General features: G+C 44.7%; 14 protein-coding genes. 5 read left to right on the plus strand and 9 right to left on the minus strand.

What is annotated here, in order from left to right; all coding sequences use genetic code 11:
* Positions 1-44: 44 nt before the first annotated feature.
* The gene (gene rpoB / locus IGJ44_RS16445; protein ID WP_008381746.1) at positions 45-3,662 is read right to left on the minus strand and encodes a DNA-directed RNA polymerase subunit beta; all 3,618 of its coding nucleotides are present in this window, start codon (positions 3,660-3,662) and stop codon (positions 45-47) included.
* Between the two features lie 433 nt (positions 3,663-4,095).
* On the opposite strand from rpoB, the gene IGJ44_RS16450 reads away from it, so the two are divergent.
* On the plus strand, positions 4,096-5,058 hold the full coding sequence (locus IGJ44_RS16450; protein ID WP_167827258.1) for a biotin--[acetyl-CoA-carboxylase] ligase: 963 nt from the start codon (positions 4,096-4,098) through the stop codon (positions 5,056-5,058).
* Between the two features lie 324 nt (positions 5,059-5,382).
* On the opposite strand, the gene menA is transcribed toward IGJ44_RS16450, so the two are convergent.
* The 3 genes from menA to pplA all read right to left on the minus strand — a co-directional run bounded on the left by menA (position 5,383) and on the right by pplA (position 8,628).
* On the minus strand, positions 5,383-6,336 hold the full coding sequence (gene menA / locus IGJ44_RS16455; RefSeq protein ID WP_015510612.1) for a 1,4-dihydroxy-2-naphthoate polyprenyltransferase: 954 nt from the start codon (positions 6,334-6,336) through the stop codon (positions 5,383-5,385).
* 12 nt (positions 6,337-6,348) lie between these two features.
* Positions 6,349-7,425 (minus strand): FAD:protein FMN transferase, encoded by a 1,077-nt coding sequence (locus tag IGJ44_RS16460; protein ID WP_005230331.1) that lies wholly within the window; start codon positions 7,423-7,425, stop codon positions 6,349-6,351.
* Between the two features lie 264 nt (positions 7,426-7,689).
* Entirely contained in the window at positions 7,690-8,628 is a 939-nt protein-coding gene (gene pplA, locus IGJ44_RS16465; RefSeq protein WP_016608361.1) for an extracellular electron transfer flavoprotein PplA, read from the minus strand.
* A 270-nt stretch (positions 8,629-8,898) separates the two neighbouring features.
* On the opposite strand from pplA, the gene IGJ44_RS16470 reads away from it, so the two are divergent.
* The 4 genes from IGJ44_RS16470 to IGJ44_RS16485 all read left to right on the plus strand — a co-directional run bounded on the left by IGJ44_RS16470 (position 8,899) and on the right by IGJ44_RS16485 (position 13,022).
* Positions 8,899-10,839: an NAD(P)/FAD-dependent oxidoreductase gene (locus IGJ44_RS16470; protein ID WP_005230327.1), complete on the plus strand. Its 1,941-nt coding sequence runs from the start codon at positions 8,899-8,901 to the stop codon at positions 10,837-10,839.
* A gap of 206 nt (positions 10,840-11,045) precedes the next feature.
* Positions 11,046-11,453: a NusG domain II-containing protein gene (locus tag IGJ44_RS16475; RefSeq protein WP_010748871.1), complete on the plus strand. Its 408-nt coding sequence runs from the start codon at positions 11,046-11,048 to the stop codon at positions 11,451-11,453.
* Positions 11,454-11,463: 10 nt separating this feature from the next.
* Positions 11,464-12,024: a Gx transporter family protein gene (locus tag IGJ44_RS16480; RefSeq protein ID WP_005232987.1), complete on the plus strand. Its 561-nt coding sequence runs from the start codon at positions 11,464-11,466 to the stop codon at positions 12,022-12,024.
* 11 nt (positions 12,025-12,035) lie between these two features.
* The gene (locus IGJ44_RS16485; protein WP_010748870.1) at positions 12,036-13,022 is read left to right on the plus strand and encodes a polyprenyl synthetase family protein; all 987 of its coding nucleotides are present in this window, start codon (positions 12,036-12,038) and stop codon (positions 13,020-13,022) included.
* A 164-nt stretch (positions 13,023-13,186) separates the two neighbouring features.
* Here the strand turns inward: IGJ44_RS16485 and gor are convergent, their stop codons facing one another.
* From gor to IGJ44_RS16510, 5 genes are all read right to left on the minus strand, one after another.
* On the minus strand, positions 13,187-14,533 hold the full coding sequence (gene gor / locus IGJ44_RS16490; RefSeq protein WP_167827260.1) for a glutathione-disulfide reductase: 1,347 nt from the start codon (positions 14,531-14,533) through the stop codon (positions 13,187-13,189).
* Between the two features lie 93 nt (positions 14,534-14,626).
* Positions 14,627-15,868 carry a peptidase U32 family protein gene (locus IGJ44_RS16495; protein ID WP_008381725.1) on the minus strand — a complete coding sequence of 414 codons (1,242 nt, stop codon included), beginning with the start codon at positions 15,866-15,868 and terminating at the stop codon, positions 14,627-14,629.
* A gap of 13 nt (positions 15,869-15,881) precedes the next feature.
* Entirely contained in the window at positions 15,882-16,802 is a 921-nt protein-coding gene (locus IGJ44_RS16500) for a peptidase U32 family protein (RefSeq protein WP_167827261.1), read from the minus strand.
* Positions 16,803-17,071: 269 nt separating this feature from the next.
* The gene (locus IGJ44_RS16505) at positions 17,072-19,552 is read right to left on the minus strand and encodes an ATP-dependent Clp protease ATP-binding subunit (RefSeq protein ID WP_010748867.1); all 2,481 of its coding nucleotides are present in this window, start codon (positions 19,550-19,552) and stop codon (positions 17,072-17,074) included.
* Between the two features lie 5 nt (positions 19,553-19,557).
* Positions 19,558-20,025, minus strand: a complete 468-nt coding sequence (locus IGJ44_RS16510; protein WP_005230319.1) for a CtsR family transcriptional regulator — start codon at positions 20,023-20,025, stop codon at positions 19,558-19,560.
* Positions 20,026-20,203: the final 178 nt, after the last annotated feature.

The following is a 20,203-nucleotide window of genomic DNA, read 5'->3' on the forward strand; positions in this document are numbered from 1 at the left end:
CGGGGGCTATTTCCGCTGGTGGCGGAAATAGCGAGGGCCGTCTATTATTGCAAGCGATCTTCTGCTGTCTCGATTTGTTGGTTCAACGCGTCGGCGGCATTTTTAGCTTCTGTTTGTGCTTTTTGTTCTAATTCACGGGCTGTTTGTTGCTCCGCAAATTTTGTTAAGGCATCAACGGTGATCAAATCATCATCGTCATCATCCATATCACGTAGTTCGATCTCTGCATCATCGATATCTAGGACACGCATGTCTAGACCCAGTGATTGCAATTCTTTTACTAATACGCGGAATGATTCTGGTACACCTGGTTTTGGAATTGGTTCCCCTTTGACGATCGCTTCGTATGTTTTCACACGACCAACCACGTCATCTGATTTGTAGGTCAAGATTTCTTGCAAGGTGTAAGCAGCACCGTATGCTTCCAGTGCCCAAACTTCCATCTCTCCGAAACGTTGTCCACCAAATTGGGCTTTTCCTCCCAATGGTTGTTGAGTAACCAATGAGTAAGGTCCAATGGAACGGGCATGCAATTTATCATCGACCATGTGGGCCAATTTGATCATGTACATGACACCAACGGAGATACGGCCATCAAATGGTTCGCCGGTACGTCCGTCGTAAAGCACTGTTTTGGCATCGCTGGCCATTCCTGCTTCAGCAACCGTTGCCCAAACATCTTCATCGCTGGCACCATCAAAGACTGGTGTTGCCACGTGAATGCCTAGTTGACGCGCAGCCATTCCTAAGTGTAACTCTAATACTTGTCCAATGTTCATCCGAGAAGGTACCCCTAATGGGTTCAGCATGATATCGACTGGTGTGCCATCTGGTAAGAAAGGCATGTCTTCTTCTGGCATGATGCGAGAAACGACCCCTTTGTTTCCGTGACGTCCGGCCATTTTATCCCCTTCATGGATTTTCCGTTTTTGAACGATATAAACGCGAACTAGCATGTTCACACCTGGTGACAATTCATCGCCAGCTTCGCGGGTAAAGATTTTGACATCGTGTACGATTCCGCCGCCGCCGTGAGGCACGCGTAGAGAAGTGTCACGCACTTCGCGGGCTTTTTCACCAAAGATTGCGTGCAATAAACGCTCTTCTGCTGAAAGTTCCGTTACCCCTTTTGGCGTGACTTTCCCAACAAGCAGATCGCCATCTTTGACTTCCGCACCAATGCGGATAATCCCCATTTCGTCTAGGTCTTTCAATGCGTCTTCCCCGACGTTCGGGATTTCGCGAGTGATTTCTTCAGGTCCTAATTTTGTGTCGCGGGCTTCTGATTCATATTCTTCAATATGGACAGAAGTGTAAACATCATCTTTCACCAAACGACGGCTCATGATGATGGCATCTTCATAGTTGTACCCTTCCCAAGTCATGAATGCGACTAAGACGTTTTGTCCTAGTGCCATTTCGCCTTGTTCCATAGATGGGCCATCTGCTAAGATGTCGCCTTTTTCGACTTTTTCACCAAGTGCTACTAATGGACGTTGGTTGTAGCTGGTTCCTGAGTTTGAACGACGGAATTTGGTAACAGAATAAACGTCCAATGCGCCATTGTCACGACGAACGCGCACTTCGGCTGCATCCACGTATTCTACGATCCCATCATGTTTACATAACAAAGCAGCTCCTGAGTCATGTGCTGATTTGTATTCCATACCAGTACCAACCCAAGGTGCTTTCGGATTGATCAATGGTACTGCTTGCCGCTGCATGTTGGCACCCATCAAGGCACGGTTGGAGTCATCGTTTTCCAAGAAAGGAATACATGCGGTTGCGACTGCGACTACTTGTTTTGGTGATACGTCCATGTAGTCGACTTTATCGATCGAAACTTCCAAGTTTTCAGAAGTAGCACGCGCCATAACAACGTCGTTTACGAAAGAGCCGTCTTCATTTAACAAGCTGTTTGCTTGGGCCACAACGTAGTGGTCTTCGGTATCGGCAGTCAAGTAATCGATCTTGTCAGTAACACGGCCTGTTTCGCGGTCAACTCGACGGTATGGTGTTTCAATGAAGCCATACTTGTTGACTTTGGCATAAGAGGCCAAGCTGTTGATCAACCCGATGTTTGGTCCCTCAGGCGTTTCGATCGGACACATACGGCCATAGTGGGAATAGTGAACGTCTCGGACTTCATAGCCGGCACGGTCACGGGTCAAACCACCAGGTCCTAAGGCAGATAGACGACGTTTATGGGTCAACTCACCCAGTGGGTTTGTTTGGTCCATGAACTGTGACAACTGAGAAGAACCAAAGAATTCTTTGATACTTGCGACAACCGGACGAATATTGATCAATTGTTGCGGTGTCAAGGTTTCGGTGTCTTGGATCGACATCCGTTCACGCACGACACGCTCCATCCGAGCAAGCCCGATCCGGAATTGGTTTTGCAATAATTCACCAACAGAACGAATCCGACGGTTTCCTAAGTGGTCGATGTCATCGACATTGCCAATGCCTTCCATCAAGTTGAAGAAGTAGCTCATTGAAGCAATGATGTCTGCTGGACGAACCGTACGTGTAGCAGTATCTGGATAGCCATTACCGATCACGTTGACTTCTTGTTCTGGATCTTTTGGTGAAAAGACTTTGATGACTTGGACGGTCATTGGTTCGGTCACGACCCCATCTTCTGATGGATAGTACGTTACACTGTTTAGGCCATTATCGATAAATGCGCCTAGTGTTTCCATGACTTGGTGAGTCAAAACAGTGCCTTTTTCAACAATGATCTCGCCTGTTTCAGGGTCAACCAAGGTTTCTGCTAAGGTCAAGTTCAATAGACGTGTTTTCAAGTCTAATTTTTTGTTTACTTTGTAACGACCAACATTTGCTAAGTCGTAACGTTTTGGATCGAAGAAACGTGCGTTCAGCAAGCTGCGTGAGCTGTCTGCTGTTTTTGGCTCGCCTGGACGAAGACGTTCGTAAACATCTTTCAATCCTTCTTCGGTACGAGAATCGCTTGCGTTTTTATGCAAGTCTTTTTCGATCGTGTTGCGCAATGATTCACTGTCGCCGAAAATTTCAAAGATCGTATCATCAGAACCAAACCCTAGGGCACGGACTAAGACCGTCAAAGGAATTTTACGGGTACGGTCAATCCGTACGTAAGAGATATCTTTGGCATCAGTTTCCATTTCTAACCACGCACCGCGGTTAGGGATAACAGTTGAACCAAAGCCTTCTTTGCCGTTTTTATCGACTTTGCCATGGAAATATACACCTGGAGAGCGGACCAACTGAGAAACGATAACCCGTTCTGCCCCGTTGATGATAAAGGTTCCTTGTTCAGTCATTAATGGGAAATCACCAAAGAATACTTCTTGGGATTTGATTTCCCCGGTTTCACGGTTCGTTAAACGCAAAGTAACATGTAATGGTGCCGAATAGTTTGCATCATGGGCACGGGCTTCTTCTACTGTATACTTTGGTTCTTTCAATTCATAATCCACAAATTCTAGGGACAAGTTACCGTTGAATCCTTCGATTGGCAAAATATCTTCAAACATTTCTCTTAGGCCCTCATCTAGGAACCATTGGTAAGAGTCGGTTTGAATTTCAATCAAATTCGGTAATTCTAATACTTCACTGATCCGTGCGAAACTTCTACGTTCGCGATGCTTTCCGTATTTTACTACGTGTCCAGCCAAGCTCTTCACCTCTTCATAAAGTCTTTCAAAAAGGCTATCCGATTATTTACAAAACTGTAACAAATATTAAATATAGGTTACAGAAAGCATTTTTTGCGGCTTTTAGGCAAAAAAAAACCAAAAATAGAACGGATGCATTGGGCATTTTCTACTTTTGTTTCCTTATTCCTAAGCCGAAACGGACAATATTTCGTTTCTGCCTTTTTCGTTCAGATAGTTTTTGCAACTCCTTATTATACAGATGAAGTACTTTTCTGTCAAGCTTTCATTGGAAGTTCCAATGCTTTTCTGACGCACCCATTTCCTAAGATTTTCTAAAGAAAAAAACAAGGCTGGTAAGGACTGTTTTTCGTAAGAAACTACTTTGCTTTTTGCCGATTTCTTGCTATGCTAACGAAAACGTTACACGTGAAACATTAGGAAGGATATCCTTATGACGACAAAAGAAAAAATACTGACCTTATTACAAAAAGAAGATACTGTACTGTCCGGAGAAAAACTAGCCCAAGCCTTGTCGATCTCTCGTACAGCAGTCTGGAAAGCCATTAAAGAACTTGAGAAAGAAGGCTATCATTTCGAACACTTGGCCAACGGCTATCGCTTTGTCTCCGCTGACCGCTACGATCAAGCAGCACTTGCAGCCGCCTTGCCGATGATCCCCACGATTCAAATCAAGGATGCTGTTGAGTCCACCATGAAAGAAGCCAAGATCGCCGCTTTGGACAGTGGACTGGCAACCCCCGCCCTTTTTTTGACCGAAACACAAACAGGCGGCCATGGCCGCTTCGAACGACCGTTTTTCTCACCGAAAAAACAAGGGATCTACATGAGCTTGCTCTTAAAACCAAACCAAGCGTTTCAAGAATTGCCGCAATATACCGTTTTGGCGGCGGTGGCAGTCGCAGAAGCCATCGATGCCCTTCTAATGAAGGAAACGGCCATTAAGTGGGTCAACGATCTGTACTTAGATGGAAAAAAAATCTGCGGTATTTTGTCTGAAGCAACCAGTGACTTTGAAACAGGCCGCATTACCTCGGTTGTAATCGGTATCGGCATCAGTTTTTCGATTCCGCAACAGCAGTTTCCAGCAGAGATTCGGGAAAAAGCGACCTCACTCTTTCCTGGTGAAGAGTATCCAACCTTTTCTCGAGCCGCGTTGATTCAAGAAATTTGGCGTCGGTTCTTCCAATTATTGGCAAAGCTGCCTGACATGGATTATATGGCCCGCTATCGGCAGAAATCCTTCGTTTTGGGCCGCACCGTTCAGTTTACACAACAAGGTGTGACCTATGAAGGAATCGCCAAAGACATTACTAACACCGGTGAATTAGTGGTGGAAACAGCAACGGAGCGCAAGGTGCTTTCTTCTGGAGAAATCAGTTTGGAACGGTATTGATGCTGCAAAAAGTCGCAAATCCGCTTGCTGATTCGCTGCTTTCGTAAGGAATCAGTCAAGCATAAATGCTCTATAAACAGACCTGCTTATTCCGAGGGGTCATACAAAAGAACAACCTAGGCAGCTCCCCTTTCTATCGGGTTTAGCCACTGTCACTAAAACTTTACTGTTGCAATCAGGATCGCAGAGAAAGCGAACCTCATCTTTTCATAATAAGTAGGATGCTCGTTCTTTTATCATGTCTTTTCTACAGTTTTTATGCGCTCTTTCATTCCCACATAAAAAGATCGACCTGCTCTTTCAAGAGCAGGTCGATCTTTTCTTTTACAGCAATTGCCACAGCAGACACAAAAGTAAGCCCAAGGCATAGCTGCTGTTGAATAAAATCATGTTCTTAATCGAATAGCCGAAGCTACGTGGGTGCGGCAGGCTGGCTTGATGCTCCTTCAAGTTTTGGCGGATTTTCGGTAGTGTCAGAAACACGAGCAAAATCGGCCATTGAAAGAGTCCAAACAAGAGGCCCAATAAAATAGCGGCATAAGACGCCAACATCATGCCTTGAAACAGACGGATACCTGCTTCGCGACCGATGTAGTACACCAGCGTGTAGCGATGGTTTTCGATATCAGCTTCCAGATCCCGTAAGTTATTGGCTAACATGATGTCAGCAATCGTGAAAATCAATGGCAAGGATGCCAACACGATGGCACACACAGCCCAGAGATTCCCCACTAAGCCAAAGGTTCCGTTCGCAAAATCCAGTGCCAGATAAAACACTTTTTGATCAATGGTATTGATATAGATCGTGATGGCAAAAATCCCTAATCCCATCGTTACACCGCTGAATACCTCGCCTAAAGGCATCCGCGATAACGGAATGGGGCCAAAGGTATAAAAGACCCCGATAAAACAAACCACCAGCCCCATCACTAGCAGCAGCCAGCCGGTAACAAAGGTCAAGTAAAGACCGATCAGTAAGGTTCCTGCCAGCATCGCAAAAATCAGATTGCGAACAGTAGCTTCTGAGATGTTTTCGCGCCCGATCACATTGTGCTGGTATTTGTAGGTCTCTGATTTGGCTTTTTTGAAATCCATATAATTGTTGATGGACGTCGTCGTCAAATCAAACAGCAGCATCCCCAGAAAAAAAATTACAGTATTCAACGGATGAAATTCATGAAAATACACCAACGAGAACAACACACCCATAATGAAGGGGAAGACACTCGCCACCTTGGTGCGGATCTCCACCACTTCTAAAAACACTGAAAGAGACATCTTTCACTCCTCCTATTCTAAATCCGCACGATCACCCATCGTGTAGCCTGATTCCTCTGAAAGCTCAAAGGTATCTTTGATGCCGTCTGTTACGTACACTTTATCTTCTTTTGTGATAAAGATCGCATCGGTTCCCTTTTCGGTATGCTGTTCGATATAAGCCAAGCCTTCTTTGACTCCTTTATCAAACGCCACCGTAGTCAACCCGTCACCATCGATGGATTTGTCAGTGATCACAGTCACACTTGCTACATCGCTATCGTAAGGATAGCCAGTCTCAGAATCAAAAATATGGTGATACGTTTTGCCGTCTACTTCTAAGTAGCGTTCGTAGATCCCTGAAGTAACTACTGTTTTATTGGTTTCTTTGATACTGCCGATAATCGAGCCGCGAGATTTGTTTGGATCTTGGATTCCGACATTCCATGGCTCATCTGCACCGCGGTTGCTATGACCTAACACATAGACATTCCCGCCCAAATCGACGATCGCGGAAGTCACGCCATTGTCCTTCAGCACTTTGACGACTTCATCCGTGATGTAGCCTTTGGCGATCGCCCCAAGGTCAAGGATCATGTCCTTGTCTTTTAAATACACCGTGTGGTCTTCGTCGTTAAACTCGACTTGTTCATAATTGATATGTTTCAACGCTTCATCGATCTCAGATTGCTCTGGCTTGCGGGCATCATCAAAGCCGATTCGCCATAATTGGGTGATCGCACCGATGGCCATATTAAAGCCGCCTTCTGATTTCACACTATAATCATAGGCTTCTTTCAACAAATAATAGATATCATCTGAGACCTTCACTGGCTTGATGCCAGCTTGCGCATTGATTTCATCGATCTCTGACCCTGCTTGGTTGATGGTGATTTTATCGCCTAACTCTCTGATGCGGTCAAAGGCAGGCTTCATAGCGTCCTCTTTGCCTTCATCATAAATGCGAATCCGAGTATACGTACCTAATAAAAATTCTTCTTGAAAATATGGTTCTTCTCGCAGCGTCGTTGCTTCCTGATCACTGCCACAGGCTGCCAACATTGTGCCTAAAAAAACAAACATCAGAAAAAACGTTACTTTCTTTTTCATGATTTTCCTCTTTTCTATTGTCTTCAACCTTCATATAATAGCCTTTTTTTGGCAGAATGAAAAGGGGCATTCCGTGATTCCTCAACGTATTTTAGGAATCCTTAATCGAACCTTTTCTTCTTTGTAAAAAACAGTTCTTTTTTAAAAAAACCTTCCCACCAGATTGCTTCCTTTTGCACGAACTTGCTTTTGTGACCTTGTTGTCCACGAAAAAAAGACAGCACTCAAAACGAATGCTGTCCTCTTAATGGAAAGAAGTTGTGATTATTCAGTAACGAAGTTATCCACTTCGATTGTTGTTTGGTCGCCTTTTTCAGCGGCATTCAACAATTGTTGTGCATAGATAACAAAGCTGTGGAAGCTGTGGGTTGCACCAGAAACTACATCCATGTCTGCCACAGAACCATCTTCAGCATTGACTGCAGAAACAAAGGCTTCATTGAAGTTTGGAATGAACTCTTCTGGACTTGTACCAGATTTTGCTTCCATGTTTTCGTTGTATGATGCATCATCTTTTTTCGACTCGCCTGCTTCGTTTAGGTAGTCGTAGTTTGATTCAGAGATTTTGCCGTCAGCTACAGTCATTGAGAAGACTACGCGGTAACCGTTTGAGTAGTTCTTTTCTTCTAATGTATAGGTTCCGTCTTTCAAGTCTGCACCATTGTCGATTTCAATGGTTTCCGTGTTGCCTGCTTGCGCCGCTTGAATCAATTGTTGTGCATAGTTTTGGAAGGAATCAAAGGAATGAGTCGCGCCAGAAACTACTTCGATTGAAGAAGGGCTTTGTGCGGCAACTAACTCTTCATTGAATTTAGGAATAAATTCTTCTGGGCTGATGCCTGCTTTTTCTTTCATTGTTTCATTGTATTCAGTGTTTTCTGTTTTTGATTCGCCATCCGCATTGACGTTGTCATATTTTGATTCAACGATTTTGCCGTCTTTGACTGTGATCTCAAATGTGACACGGTAGTCGTTTTTATAGTTCTTTTCTTCTAAACGATACGTACCATCTTGCATTGGCTCGCCTGCAACGACGGTTGCTTCTGAGCTTTCTGTAGTTGCAGAATCGCTTGCAGAAGTTTGTGATGTACTTTCACTAGTTGACGAAGAACCTGTATTGTTGTCGTCTGCTCCGCATCCCCCTAACAATAATGCTGCGAATGAAAATACCGCCATACCTACAATCAATTTCTTTGCTTTCATAATTATCCACCTTTTACTTGTTTATTTTCCCCACAAAAAAGTTTGTGATACATCTAACATTGTAAAGTAAATTTACGAGATGTCAACCGCTTCCTTTCCGCTTTTTCAATAAAAAATGACTTATTTTTTGATTTTCGCAAGTTTTCACGAATTTCAGGAAATATGCGTTTTTTTCATCAGAATCGTTAGACAAATGAACCATTTGTCTATATAATAGGAACGATTGTGTAATTATTATCATAGATTATTTTTATTAAGGAGAGATTTGCAATGGCAAAGAAAAACATTGTCGTTGTCGGTGCCGGTTATGCAGGCGTTTCTGCTACGAAGTACATGGCAAAGAAATTGAAAAAAGACAATGATGTTGAGATAACATTGATCGACCGTCACTCTTATCATACGATGATGACTGAACTGCATGAAGTCGCTGGAGGACGTGTAGAACCTACCGCAATTCAATATGACTTGCAGCGCTTGTTCTCACGCAAGAAAAATGTTCGTTTAGTAACCGATACAGTAACTGGGATCGATAAAGAAAATAAAACCGTCCAAACAAAATTAGGCAGCTATTCATTTGACTACTTGATCTTAGGGATGGGTGGCGAACCGAATGACTTCGGTACACCTGGTGTCAAAGAAAATGGCTTTACTCTATGGTCATTTGACGATGCTGTCCGCATTCGCGAACACATTGAAAAAACTGTCGCAAAAGCAGCGATCGAACCAGATGCAGCATTACGTAAAGCAATGTTGACGTTTGTCGTTTGTGGTTCTGGATTTACTGGGATCGAAATGATCGGTGAACTGATCGATTGGAAAGATCGTTTAGCTTCCGATTATAAATTGGACCCAAGTGAAATCAGCTTGAAAGTCGTTGAAGCAATGCCAACGATCTTAAACATGCTTGATCGTAACGATGCAGCCAAAGCAGAACGTTACTTGAAGAAAAACAATGTTGATCTTGTCTTGAATGCACCTATCGTTGAAGTGGCACCTGACCACATCAAACTAAAAGATGGTTCAACGATCCCAACCCACACATTGATCTGGACTGCCGGCGTCAAAGGAACTAGCGATGCTGCTGATTTCGGTTTAGAAACCGCGCGTGGGTTCCGTCTAGTTGCCAATGAGTACATGGAAGCAAAAGGCTACGAAGACAAAAACATCTATATTATTGGTGACTTGGTTTACTTCGAAGAATTCCCGAACACACCAACACCACAAATCGTGCAAGCAGCTGAACAAACTGGGCACACTGCAGCAACGAATATCGTTTCAGCCATCAAAGGCGGCGAAAAACATAAATTCAAAGGAAACTACCAAGGATTTATGGTTTCCATCGGTGCCAAATGGGGCGTGGCGAACTTATTCAATAAGATTCACCTGAGCGGTTTCTTAGCGATCATTATGAAACATATCGTTAACTTGAAATACTTCTTTGATATTCGTTCTGGTTACTACATGTTCCAATACTTGATGCATGAAATCTTCCACATCAAAGATGACCGGACAGTAGCCCGTGGTCACACGTCTCGTTACGGAAACGTCTTGTGGAGTGTTCCGCTTCGTATTTTCTATGGTCTTGTCTGGTTCGTTGAAGCCTTCAAGAAAATTTTGGGTACGAATGGGGAAGTCTTCAAACCTGGTACTTGGTTCGGTGAAGGTTCTTGGTTCCAAGGCAACAGCGTATTCCCTTGGACTTGGGAATACCAAACAGTCGCTGATGCAGCAAGTGGTGCTAGTGAAGCAGCCGATGCAGCAAGTGCCGCTAGTGGTGCCGGTGAAGCAGCCGATGCAGCGACACAAGCCGCACACTTCGGTTTGAGCTATGCTTACGGTGAGCAACCAATGATCGTGATTGAAAAATCACCTGACTGGTTCACAAAAGTTATGCAATTTATCATGCCAAACAACGACGTTGCAATGTTCTTCCAAAAATTCATGGTCTTCTTTGAAATTGCTTTAGCTCTTGCATTGATGGCTGGTCTCTTCACTTGGTTAGTTAACGCAACGACTATCGTTTTAGTGTTGACTTTCTGTATGTCTGGTATGTTCTACTGGGTAAACATCTGGTTCATTCCAGTTGCATTTGCCTTGATGAACGGTTCAGGACGCGCAGTCGGTTTAGACCGTTGGGTAATCCCATGGTTGCAACGTACCCTTGGAAAATGGTGGTACGGTACCCCTCGCTCCTTATACGGCAATAAATAAGCCAGCAAAATAGAATACCTGTACGACTTCATGAGACTAAGACATTCTGATTTTCAATCAGTGTCTTGGTCTCTTTCCAAGTACAGAACTTTTTCTTGATCGTCCTTGCACAGAAATCGGTGGATTATTGAGGATTCAGCTAGTAGAATCTTGTCTTCTTATGCTAGAATGAGACACATCACATGAAAGAACAGGAGTCTTTTTTGATGAAATTAAAAGAATTTATCCGCGATGCCCATTTAAAACCATGGGATGGCGTCATCATACTTGTTTTGATCCTCAGCTCTTTTTTACCGATTTTTATTTTTGGCCAGACGCAAACAGCGGACAAAGAAGCCGTCTTGCGGGTCGATGGGACAGAAATCAAGCGTTTTGACTTAGTTGAAGGTCAAAAAACGTACACCTATCTTTATGAAGATGAAGATGGCGATACCAATTTACTGGAGATCGAAGGGGATCGGATCCGAATCAAGGAAGCCGATTGCGGCGACCAGATTTGTGTCCGCCGTGGCTGGGCTAGTAAAAATGGGGAAACCATCGTCTGTCTGCCTCATAAATTAGTGATCGAAATCCAAGCCGCAGATGGGAGTGAGACCGACGATCTAATCTATTGATCGTTTGCTTATGAGTCGATTACAACGAATAATTTTCATCTCACTGCTGGTCGCCCAAGGGGTCGTGATTGGTTTAGTTGAAAATATGATCCCTTATCCATTTGCCTTTGCGCCTGGTGCGAAACTAGGTTTGGCAAATTTAATTACCATTATTGCTTTGTTCACCATGCCAAAAAAAGACAGCTTTCTCTTGATTTGGCTAAGACTGATCTTAACGACGTTACTAGGAGGAACGGTTTCGACCTTCTTATATAGTATGAGCGGTTCCTTATTGAGCTACTTTGGGATGTCTTTGGTGAAACAGTTGGGGCCTAAGCGTGTCAGTATCATCGGCATTAGTGCGGCCGGCGGGTTCTTACACAACGTCGGACAGTTGATCACTGCCTCATGGATCGCTCAATCCTGGAGCGTGATGCTCTACTTGCCGGTCCTGTCTTTCTTTGGGATCTTGTCCGGGATCGCTATCGGAATCGCCGCCAACTACTTGCTGCGCCGTGTCGAAACACTGCGCCGTTTTCAAATTGATTATGAACGCCAGACCAAAGTCAAATGGCGCTCGGATTCAGAATAAAGGAGTTAATTATGAAACTTCATTCCATGTGGCAAGAGTATCCAGCACTGCAAGCTGACTTATCTGCCTCCTTGCAATTGATGGAAAAATCATTAAAACTAAAAAACAAAGAGGTCGAACAAGCGATCCTGTCCATGATCCATTCAGGTGGGAAACTGCTGCGTCCTGCTTATCAGCTGCTCTTTTCTGCTTATGGCAGCGACAAAGATCGTGAAAAAGCCGTCGCATTGGCGGCCTCGATCGAAATGCTCCACACTGCCTCGTTGATCCACGACGATATCGTCGATCATGCGGACACCCGCCGCAAGCTGCCGACCATTCGTTCCGAATTTGGCAACGATGTCGCTGTCTATGCTGGTGATTACCTCTTTGTCTGCTGCTTTAAATTGATGGCGGATTATGCCAGCTCCATGAAAAGCTTGCAGATGAATTCCCGTAGTATGGAAAAAATCCTGGCCGGCGAATTAGGACAAATGAGCAAACGATACGATTTGTCCGTCACTGTCGAGGATTACTTAGAAAACATTCGCGGCAAAACCGCTGAGTTGTTTGCTTTAAGCTGCTTCATAGGGGCTTACGAAAGCGGCACCTCCTTGCGCTTTGCCAATCAAGCCCGTGAGATCGGTGAAGCCATTGGCCTTGCCTTTCAAATCATGGATGACGTCTTAGATTACAGCCAAGATGCGGCTGCTTTAGGAAAACCAGTATTGGAAGATGTTCGGCAAGGCGTCTATTCCCTGCCGCTGTTGATGGCATTGAAAAGTGACCGCCAACAGCTGCTCCCATTGCTGGAAAAACAAGACGCCATGACGGACACCGACACCCACGAAGTCTATCGGATCGTCCAAGAAAGTGCTGGGATCGAGGAAGCCAAGAAACTCGCAGCCGACTATACGAAAAAAGCTTTGCAGGCGATCCAGAAATTACCTGAGACCAAAGATGAAACCAAAACGTATCTTTACCAGATCACTGCTCAGATCCTTGGGCGTCAGAACTGATCAAGGATCTAGCAAAAGCCTAGCAGCTGGAATCATACTGAAATAAGTCCCCAAGATTAGATTTTTGATCTACCTTTGGGGGCTTTTTAGTTGATAGATAGAATTTTATACGCAAAAAAAGCCTCAACTGACAAATCATCTGTCAGTTGAGGTTTTTTTTTCTTTTAACGCATCGTCACAAATTCTTCTGACCCCGTCGGATGAATGGCAACGGTTTGATCAAAGTCTGCTTTTGTAGCACCCATTTTGATGGCTACAGCGAAGCCTTGCAGCATTTCATCGATACCGATCCCGATGCCGTGCAGACCGATGATTTTTTCTTCTTTTCCTAAGCACACCAATTTCATCTCACATTTTTGGCGATACTCATTTAAAGCAAAGTACATCGGTGTAAAGCGCGAGCGATACACCGTTATCTGCTCTTGGCCGTATTTTGCCAAGGCTGCTTCTTCGGATAAACCAATCGTGGCAATCGGTGGATGAGTAAAGATGACCGTCGGCACTAAGTGATAATCCAAGTACGCATCGCTTTGACCGTTGAACAAGCGTTCAGACAAGCGTCGACCGGCGGCGATCGCAACCGGGGTCAAATCCAATTTTCCGATGACATCGCCCACCGCAAAAATCGAGTCAGCTGTGGTATTTTGATATTTGTCCACAATGATAAACCCTTTTTCATCCAATTGGACATCGGTGTTTTCCAGACCTAACTTATCCGTATTCGGCACACGACCACCAGCAAAAAGGACGCAATCGCCGGTCAAGGTTTCGCCATTTTCAAAGTGAACGAGATACTCGTCACCTTCTTTAATGATACGAGAGGCAACGTAGCCTGCATAAGTTTCGATTCCTGATTCTTGGTACATCTCCACGAGATTATCCGCAAGCATCTTGTCAAAGGTTCGTAATGGCCGCTCTTTGCGGTACGCCCAAGCCACTTGGCTGCCCAGCTGTTGGCTGACACCGCTGATTTCGGCTGCGATGTAGCCTGCCCCTAAGACGACCATACGCTTTGGTGCTTCTCGCAACGCAAAAAAACCATTCGAGTCAATGGCGTACTCACCGCCGGGAATATTCATCGCGCTAGGTTTTCCACCGGTGGCAATCAAAATGTTTGTTGCATGGTAGTTTTCCCCATTGACGGTAACCGTGTGGTTATCCACAAACTGTGCATAACCGTGGATAACTTCTACATTGTTACTGTCTAAGCCTTTTTGATAGGCTGTGTGTAAAAAATCAATGTATTTTTCACGGTTATCCACAAGATCAGTAAAATTAAATTTATCCACATGTGGATAAATTCCGTAGCTAGTTGCGTCCCGTTTGATCATTTCTAACATCTCACTAGCTTGCCACATGACTTTTTTCGGTACACAACCGACATTGACACAGGTGCCGCCTAATTCATTGCCTTCGATCAACAATACTTTGGCGCCGTGCATCCCTGCCCGATTGGCTGAGGCGATTCCGCCGCTACCGCCACCAATTACTATGTAGTCGTATGTTTCCATATTTGTTGTTTCCTCCTTAAGATTGTCTATGTTCTCATCGATCCTTTTTGGCTGGATTGATTCAACAAAAAAAGCCGAGAGAAACTCTCGACCTTATTTTTTCTTCCGAATCATGTCTCCGACTTCCACCGGTTCTTTGACCGGCATCGTCAACAGCATCATAGGATTTGGTGCACGATCGATGGATTCACCGTCTTCATTATACATGACTTCGACGGTTTGGTGAAAGTGATGGAATCCGGGACCGTAAAATTCGATTTCATCGCCAACGGAAAAGTGGTTCCGTTGCCGAATCGTAGCTGTTTTCGTTGCCGGATCATACGCCATGACTTCCCCAATAAATTTGTATTGCGGAATTTTCCGACGCGGACCAAACAACTGCTCATTTTCACTTGGGGTATCGTAGTAAAAGCCTGAGGCAAGCTCTCGCTGCGCAACTTTCCACAGTTCATCGATCCATTCTTGTTTACAGACATAGTTCTCTGGATCGGCCATGTAACTGTCCACGGCTGCTTTATAAACGTTCGCCACGGTTGAAACATAGTGGATCGATTTCATGCGGCCTTCGATTTTGAAACTATCCACGCCGTTTTCAATCAAATCAGGGATATGTTCGATCATCGACATATCCACAGCACTCATGGAAAACTCTTCTTCCACTGTCCCGTTTTTAGTCAAACTGTTTCGTTCCGTTGCAAAGGGCATGTCAAACAGATCATATTTCCAGCGGCAAGATTGCGAACAGCCGCCGCGATTGGCGTCTCGCATCGACATATGATTGGACAAAGTACAACGGCCAGAATAAGAAATACACATGGCGCCATGAATAAAGGCTTCGATCTCCACGCTAGTATTTTTGCGGATCTCAGCGACTTCCTCCATGGACACTTCTCGGGCGAGAACGACCCGTTCTAGACCTTCTTCCCGCCAAAATTCCAATGTTTCATAGTTCGTGGCACTGGCTTGGGTGGACAAATGGATCGGTAGACCTGGCGCTTCTGTTGCGCAGATCTGGATCAAAGCGGGATCAGAAACGATCACTGCCGAAATACCGACATCTCGCAATTCCCGAAAGAATTCCCCTGCACCTTCTTGATTGCCCTCATGGGTCACCATGTTGGCTGCTACATAGACTTTTGCGTTGTGGGCTTTGGCAAAAGCCACCCCTTCCGCCATTTCTTCATAGGTAAAGTTTCCCGCGCGACTCCGTAGACCATAGGCATTGCCGCCGATATAGACAGCGTCAGCGCCATAGTGGATCGCTGTTTTTAATTTTTCTAACGTACCAGCTGGTGCTAACACTTCTGGTCGTTTCAATGCTTGTTTAACGGTCATTTGTTCTTGCTCCTTACTTGATATCGTCAGGATCGATGGCATAAAATCCAGTGTCTAACCCACGTTCTGCTGGATGAAGTTGGGCAACTTGTTCACTGAGCACAGCTGCTTGCTCTGCTTGCCACTTCCCACTTTCTACAAGGGTCTTGGCTTGGGCAAACAGCTTAGCAATTGCCACAAAGGCAGCCCCTCGTGTATAGATTCCGTCCAGCTTCCAAGTTTGAAAGCCTGTTGCGGCTAATTCCGCCAGTTGCAGCAGCAGATTGATGTCGTTATTGGCAAAAATGTGCGTGCCGTGGCTATCTTCATAAATGGAATAGTGAGTTTCTTCTTTTTTCGGTTCGGATAAAAACAACCCACGGTCGTGGTTCTTTTCTTCCGATTGTTGGGTATAGTTATAATAATTTTGTAAAAGCGGACGCTTCGATTGGTGAATGCAGGTCGCACCATAAACCAATACTTCCACAGGAATATTTAGTTGTGGTGCCATGATTTTCATTTCCTCGAAAGGAACTTCTCGCGCTAAAACAGCTGCCTTTGCTCCTTTTTGTCCCCAAAAATTGATTTGACGAGCGCTCGTTACTAAGGTTTCCCCTGCATAAATAAATGGCACGGCACATTCTGGATTTTGCTTCATGCGGTAAATGATCCCAGGATCTCCGAGAGCGATTTGATCGGCTTGATTGGTCTTCAGAAATGCTAGGTATTCTGGAATCCGCTTCATTTTTTCTGGATGCATGATGCCATTGACTGCGATCGTCACTTTCTTTCCAGCTTCGTGGGCCATGTCGATCAGTCTGATTTGCTCTTCACGAGAAAAAGAGGCCGGTAGGCGCAGCCCGAATGTCTCTTCTCCAAAAAACAATGTATCAACATAAGGGATGAGCTGCTGTGCTTGCTCGATCGATTCCACCGTGGCGATAATCTCAACCATAATACTCCTCCTTTTTTCAACTCATTCATAGTATCACACAGCAGGATTCTTTCCAAGAGGTCTCGTTACTCTTTTTTTCACGAATATCGCTTTTTCCGTTAATCAACCGTTGTCATAAAGCTATTTAGAAGGATATTTTTTTGTGAATCATCAATCATAATTAATAGAGATCACTTGATCACTACTAGACATAGCAAGACAAAAAAGCGACGTTTCTATGGGTGCCGATTGCTCGACCATAGAAACGCCGCTGCCGTTATTGGCTCGACTTAAACTTGTTGCAAGACCCGTGCTTGTCCCTCTTTGACATTGAGAGTGATCGATCCTTTGGAAGCACCAATCGTCACTTTGTCACCTAAATGAATTTGTCCTGATAGGAGCGCTTCACTTAAACGGTCTTCGACTTCTTTTTGCAATGCTCGACGAATCGGCCGTGCCCCATATTCTGGATCAAAACCAGCTTTACCGATCACATCGATGGCAGATGGCGTGATCTTCAATTGGATGTCTTGGTTGCTTAACCGTTTGATGATCGCTTTGCTCATAATCTTCACGATTTCGTGGATCTCCCCTTCACCTAAGGATTGGAAGACCACTGTTTCATCCACACGGTTCAAGAACTCTGGACGGAAGGCTTTTTTCAGCTCTTCTAAGATCCGTTTTTGCATCGCTTGGTGATCTTTCGTTAAATCAGTGACATTGAATCCAACGCTTTTTTCTTCGCGGATTTGTTGGGCACCGATATTAGAAGTCATGATCAAAATCGTGTTGCGGAAATCGACCTTCCGACCTTTGGCATCCGTCAAATGTCCATCATCTAGCACTTGCAAGAGGATATTGAAGACATCGGGATGGGCTTTTTCCACCTCGTCCAATAAGATGACGGAGTAAGGTTTTGAACGGATTTTTTCCGTCAATTGCCCACCTTCATCGTAGCCGACATAGCCTGGCGGTGAACCGATCAAACGGCTCGTGCTGTATTTTTCCATAAATTCGGACATATCGACACGAACCAAGGCATCTTCACTACCAAACATCGCTTCCGCTAAGGCTTTGGCAAGCTCGGTTTTCCCGACACCAGTCGGGCCTAAGAACATGAAGGAACCAATTGGGCGGTTGGGGTCTTTCAACCCACTGCGGGCACGACGGATCGAACGAGCGACTGCTTTGACCGCTTCTTCTTGGCCAACTACCCGTTGATGCAAGATCTTTTCAAGATCCAACAAGCGTTCGCTTTCTTTTTTCTCCATCTGTTGCAAAGGTACACCAGTCCATTGGGAAACGACCGTGGCAACATCTTCTGCAGTAACACTATCGGCATAGCCTGACGCTTCTTTGACTTCCATAAACGCCACTTCCGTCAGTTGTTGGGTCAATTTCTTTTCCTTGATTCGCAGACGAGCTGCTGCTTCAAAATCTTGCTGGCGAATGGCTGCTTCTTTTTCTTCGATCAAGTTAGCGATCTCGTTTTGTAGATCTGCCAATTCCGAACTTTCATCGGTTTTGTCTAGACGCACTTTGGCTGCTGATTCATCCATCAAATCGATGGCTTTATCTGGTAATTGGCGCGAATTGATGTAACGCACGGACAATTGCACAGCGGCGTGTAACGCATCATCAGAAATTTCCACCCCATGATGTTCTTCATAACGAGGACGCAAGCCGCGCAAAATTTCTTCCGCTTCTTCTGGTGTTGGTTCGTCGACTTGCACTCGGGCAAAACGGCGTTCTAACGCAGAATCTTTTTCAATGTATTTTTGGTACTCATCTAATGTCGTGGCACCGATGGTTTGCAATTCTCCACGGGCTAAGGCTGGTTTCAGAATATTCGAGGCATCAATCGCCCCTTCGGCTCCGCCGGCCCCAATCAGTGTATGCAATTCATCAATGAATAAGATGATTTGACCATCTTGATAGATCTCATCGATGATTTTTTTCATTCGGTCCTCAAATTCTCCACGGTATTTCGTTCCAGCAACTAAAGCCCCCATGTCCAGCATCATCAAACGTTTGTTTTGCATGTCTTCTGGGACTTCCCCATTGATGATTTTTTGGGCTAAGCCTTCGGCGATCGCGGTTTTCCCAACACCAGGTTCCCCAACGAGAACAGGGTTGTTTTTGGTCCGACGGCTAAGGATCTGGATCAGCCGTTTGACTTCTTTGGCACGACCGACAACAGGATCTAGCCGTTTTTCACGGGCTAATTTGGTCAAATCACGGGCTAAGGAATCCAAGGTTGGTGTTCCTTGCTGCGCTTTGGCTTGGGCTGGACGACGACGACCAGCACTTCCGTTGGTTTTGCTTTCATTGAAGCCCATTTTTTTCTTCAAAAGCTGACGCATTTTCGCGAGACTCAAGCCGAGATTCAGCATGATTCGTGAAGCCAAAATGTCTTCGTCTCTTAATAAGCCTAATAATAGATGTTCGGTACCGATCTGTGGTGCCCCTAAACGCTTGGCCTCATCCCCTGCATAAGCAAATGTATGTTTTGCTCGTGGTGAATACGCGAGATAGGCGTTTTCTGGGTATTGACGAACGGTGCCGTACCCTGTTAAATGCTCGATTTCTTCACGAATATCGTTTTCTGTGATATTCATTTCCCGTAACGTTTTGCCAGCGATCCCGTTTTGTTCAATGACCAGTGCCAATAGAATATGTTCAGAACCTACTGCTTGGTGCTTAAAGTATTTTGCTTCTTCTTGGGCGATAGCCAAAACGGCTTTCGCGCGTTGGGTGAATAATTCATCCATCTCTTTCACTTCCTGTCTTCGTAACTTAATCGTTCTAGAATTGCATGGAGCAAATCAGCTCGTGTTCTATTTTCATAAGGAGAACGTCCTAGAACTGCTTTCGCGATGACGGTCAACAATAAATTGCCTTCTCGCTTGGACAGGATTCCTTCCTCATAAAGTTTCTGGATTATTGCATATGCATCTTTTTCCGAGATGGTTTCATCGAATAATTGATTCATTTCTTTTAAGTAGTGGTGGCTATCAGTAATTTTGACTTTCTCGATCCGAATATAGCCGCCCCCGCCGCGTTTGCTTTCAACCGCATAGCCTCTTTGAACGGTAAAGCGGGTATTGATCACGTAATTTATTTGTGAGGGCACGCAGTTGAACAAATTTGCCATTTCTGCGCGACGAATCTCAATGGTTTCACTGTCTTCAAGAATTTTCTTCAAATATGCTTCAATCAAATCGGAAGTGTTGTGATGACTCAATTCATTCCCTCCCTTGACTAATTCTGACCTTCATTATACCCAATTTTTGAATCCTTGGAAAGATGTACGCTTGCACAAAAGGAAGGTCTAAAGGAAATTTTAAAGACACTTATCCCTCGCTTCAGCTTTTTAGCTACAAAAAGAAACAAGCAGCTCGTCGGGGAACAAAAAGAAAATT

It is taken from the genome of Enterococcus sp. DIV1368d (assembly GCF_050542975.1).
Taxonomy (GTDB): domain Bacteria; phylum Bacillota; class Bacilli; order Lactobacillales; family Enterococcaceae; genus Enterococcus_D; species Enterococcus_D casseliflavus.

Excerpts from the sequence above, each read along its gene's own strand:
- IGJ44_RS16500 (WP_167827261.1), bottom strand. The coding sequence starts at position 16,802 with ATGGTTGAGATTATCGCCACGGTGGAATCGATCGAGCAAGCACAGCAG.
- pplA (WP_016608361.1), bottom strand. The coding sequence starts at position 8,628 with ATGAAAGCAAAGAAATTGATTGTAGGTATGGCGGTATTTTCATTCGCA.
- IGJ44_RS16450 (WP_167827258.1), top strand. The coding sequence starts at position 4,096 with ATGACGACAAAAGAAAAAATACTGACCTTATTACAAAAAGAAGATACT.
- IGJ44_RS16475 (WP_010748871.1), top strand. The coding sequence starts at position 11,046 with ATGAAATTAAAAGAATTTATCCGCGATGCCCATTTAAAACCATGGGAT.
- IGJ44_RS16485 (WP_010748870.1), top strand. The coding sequence starts at position 12,036 with ATGAAACTTCATTCCATGTGGCAAGAGTATCCAGCACTGCAAGCTGAC.
- IGJ44_RS16495 (WP_008381725.1), bottom strand. The coding sequence starts at position 15,868 with ATGACCGTTAAACAAGCATTGAAACGACCAGAAGTGTTAGCACCAGCT.
- IGJ44_RS16505 (WP_010748867.1), bottom strand. The coding sequence starts at position 19,552 with ATGGATGAATTATTCACCCAACGCGCGAAAGCCGTTTTGGCTATCGCC.
- IGJ44_RS16460 (WP_005230331.1), bottom strand. The coding sequence starts at position 7,425 with ATGAAAAAGAAAGTAACGTTTTTTCTGATGTTTGTTTTTTTAGGCACA.
- IGJ44_RS16480 (WP_005232987.1), top strand. The coding sequence starts at position 11,464 with ATGAGTCGATTACAACGAATAATTTTCATCTCACTGCTGGTCGCCCAA.
- menA (WP_015510612.1), bottom strand. The coding sequence starts at position 6,336 with ATGTCTCTTTCAGTGTTTTTAGAAGTGGTGGAGATCCGCACCAAGGTG.
- gor (WP_167827260.1), bottom strand. The coding sequence starts at position 14,533 with ATGGAAACATACGACTACATAGTAATTGGTGGCGGTAGCGGCGGAATC.
- IGJ44_RS16470 (WP_005230327.1), top strand. The coding sequence starts at position 8,899 with ATGGCAAAGAAAAACATTGTCGTTGTCGGTGCCGGTTATGCAGGCGTT.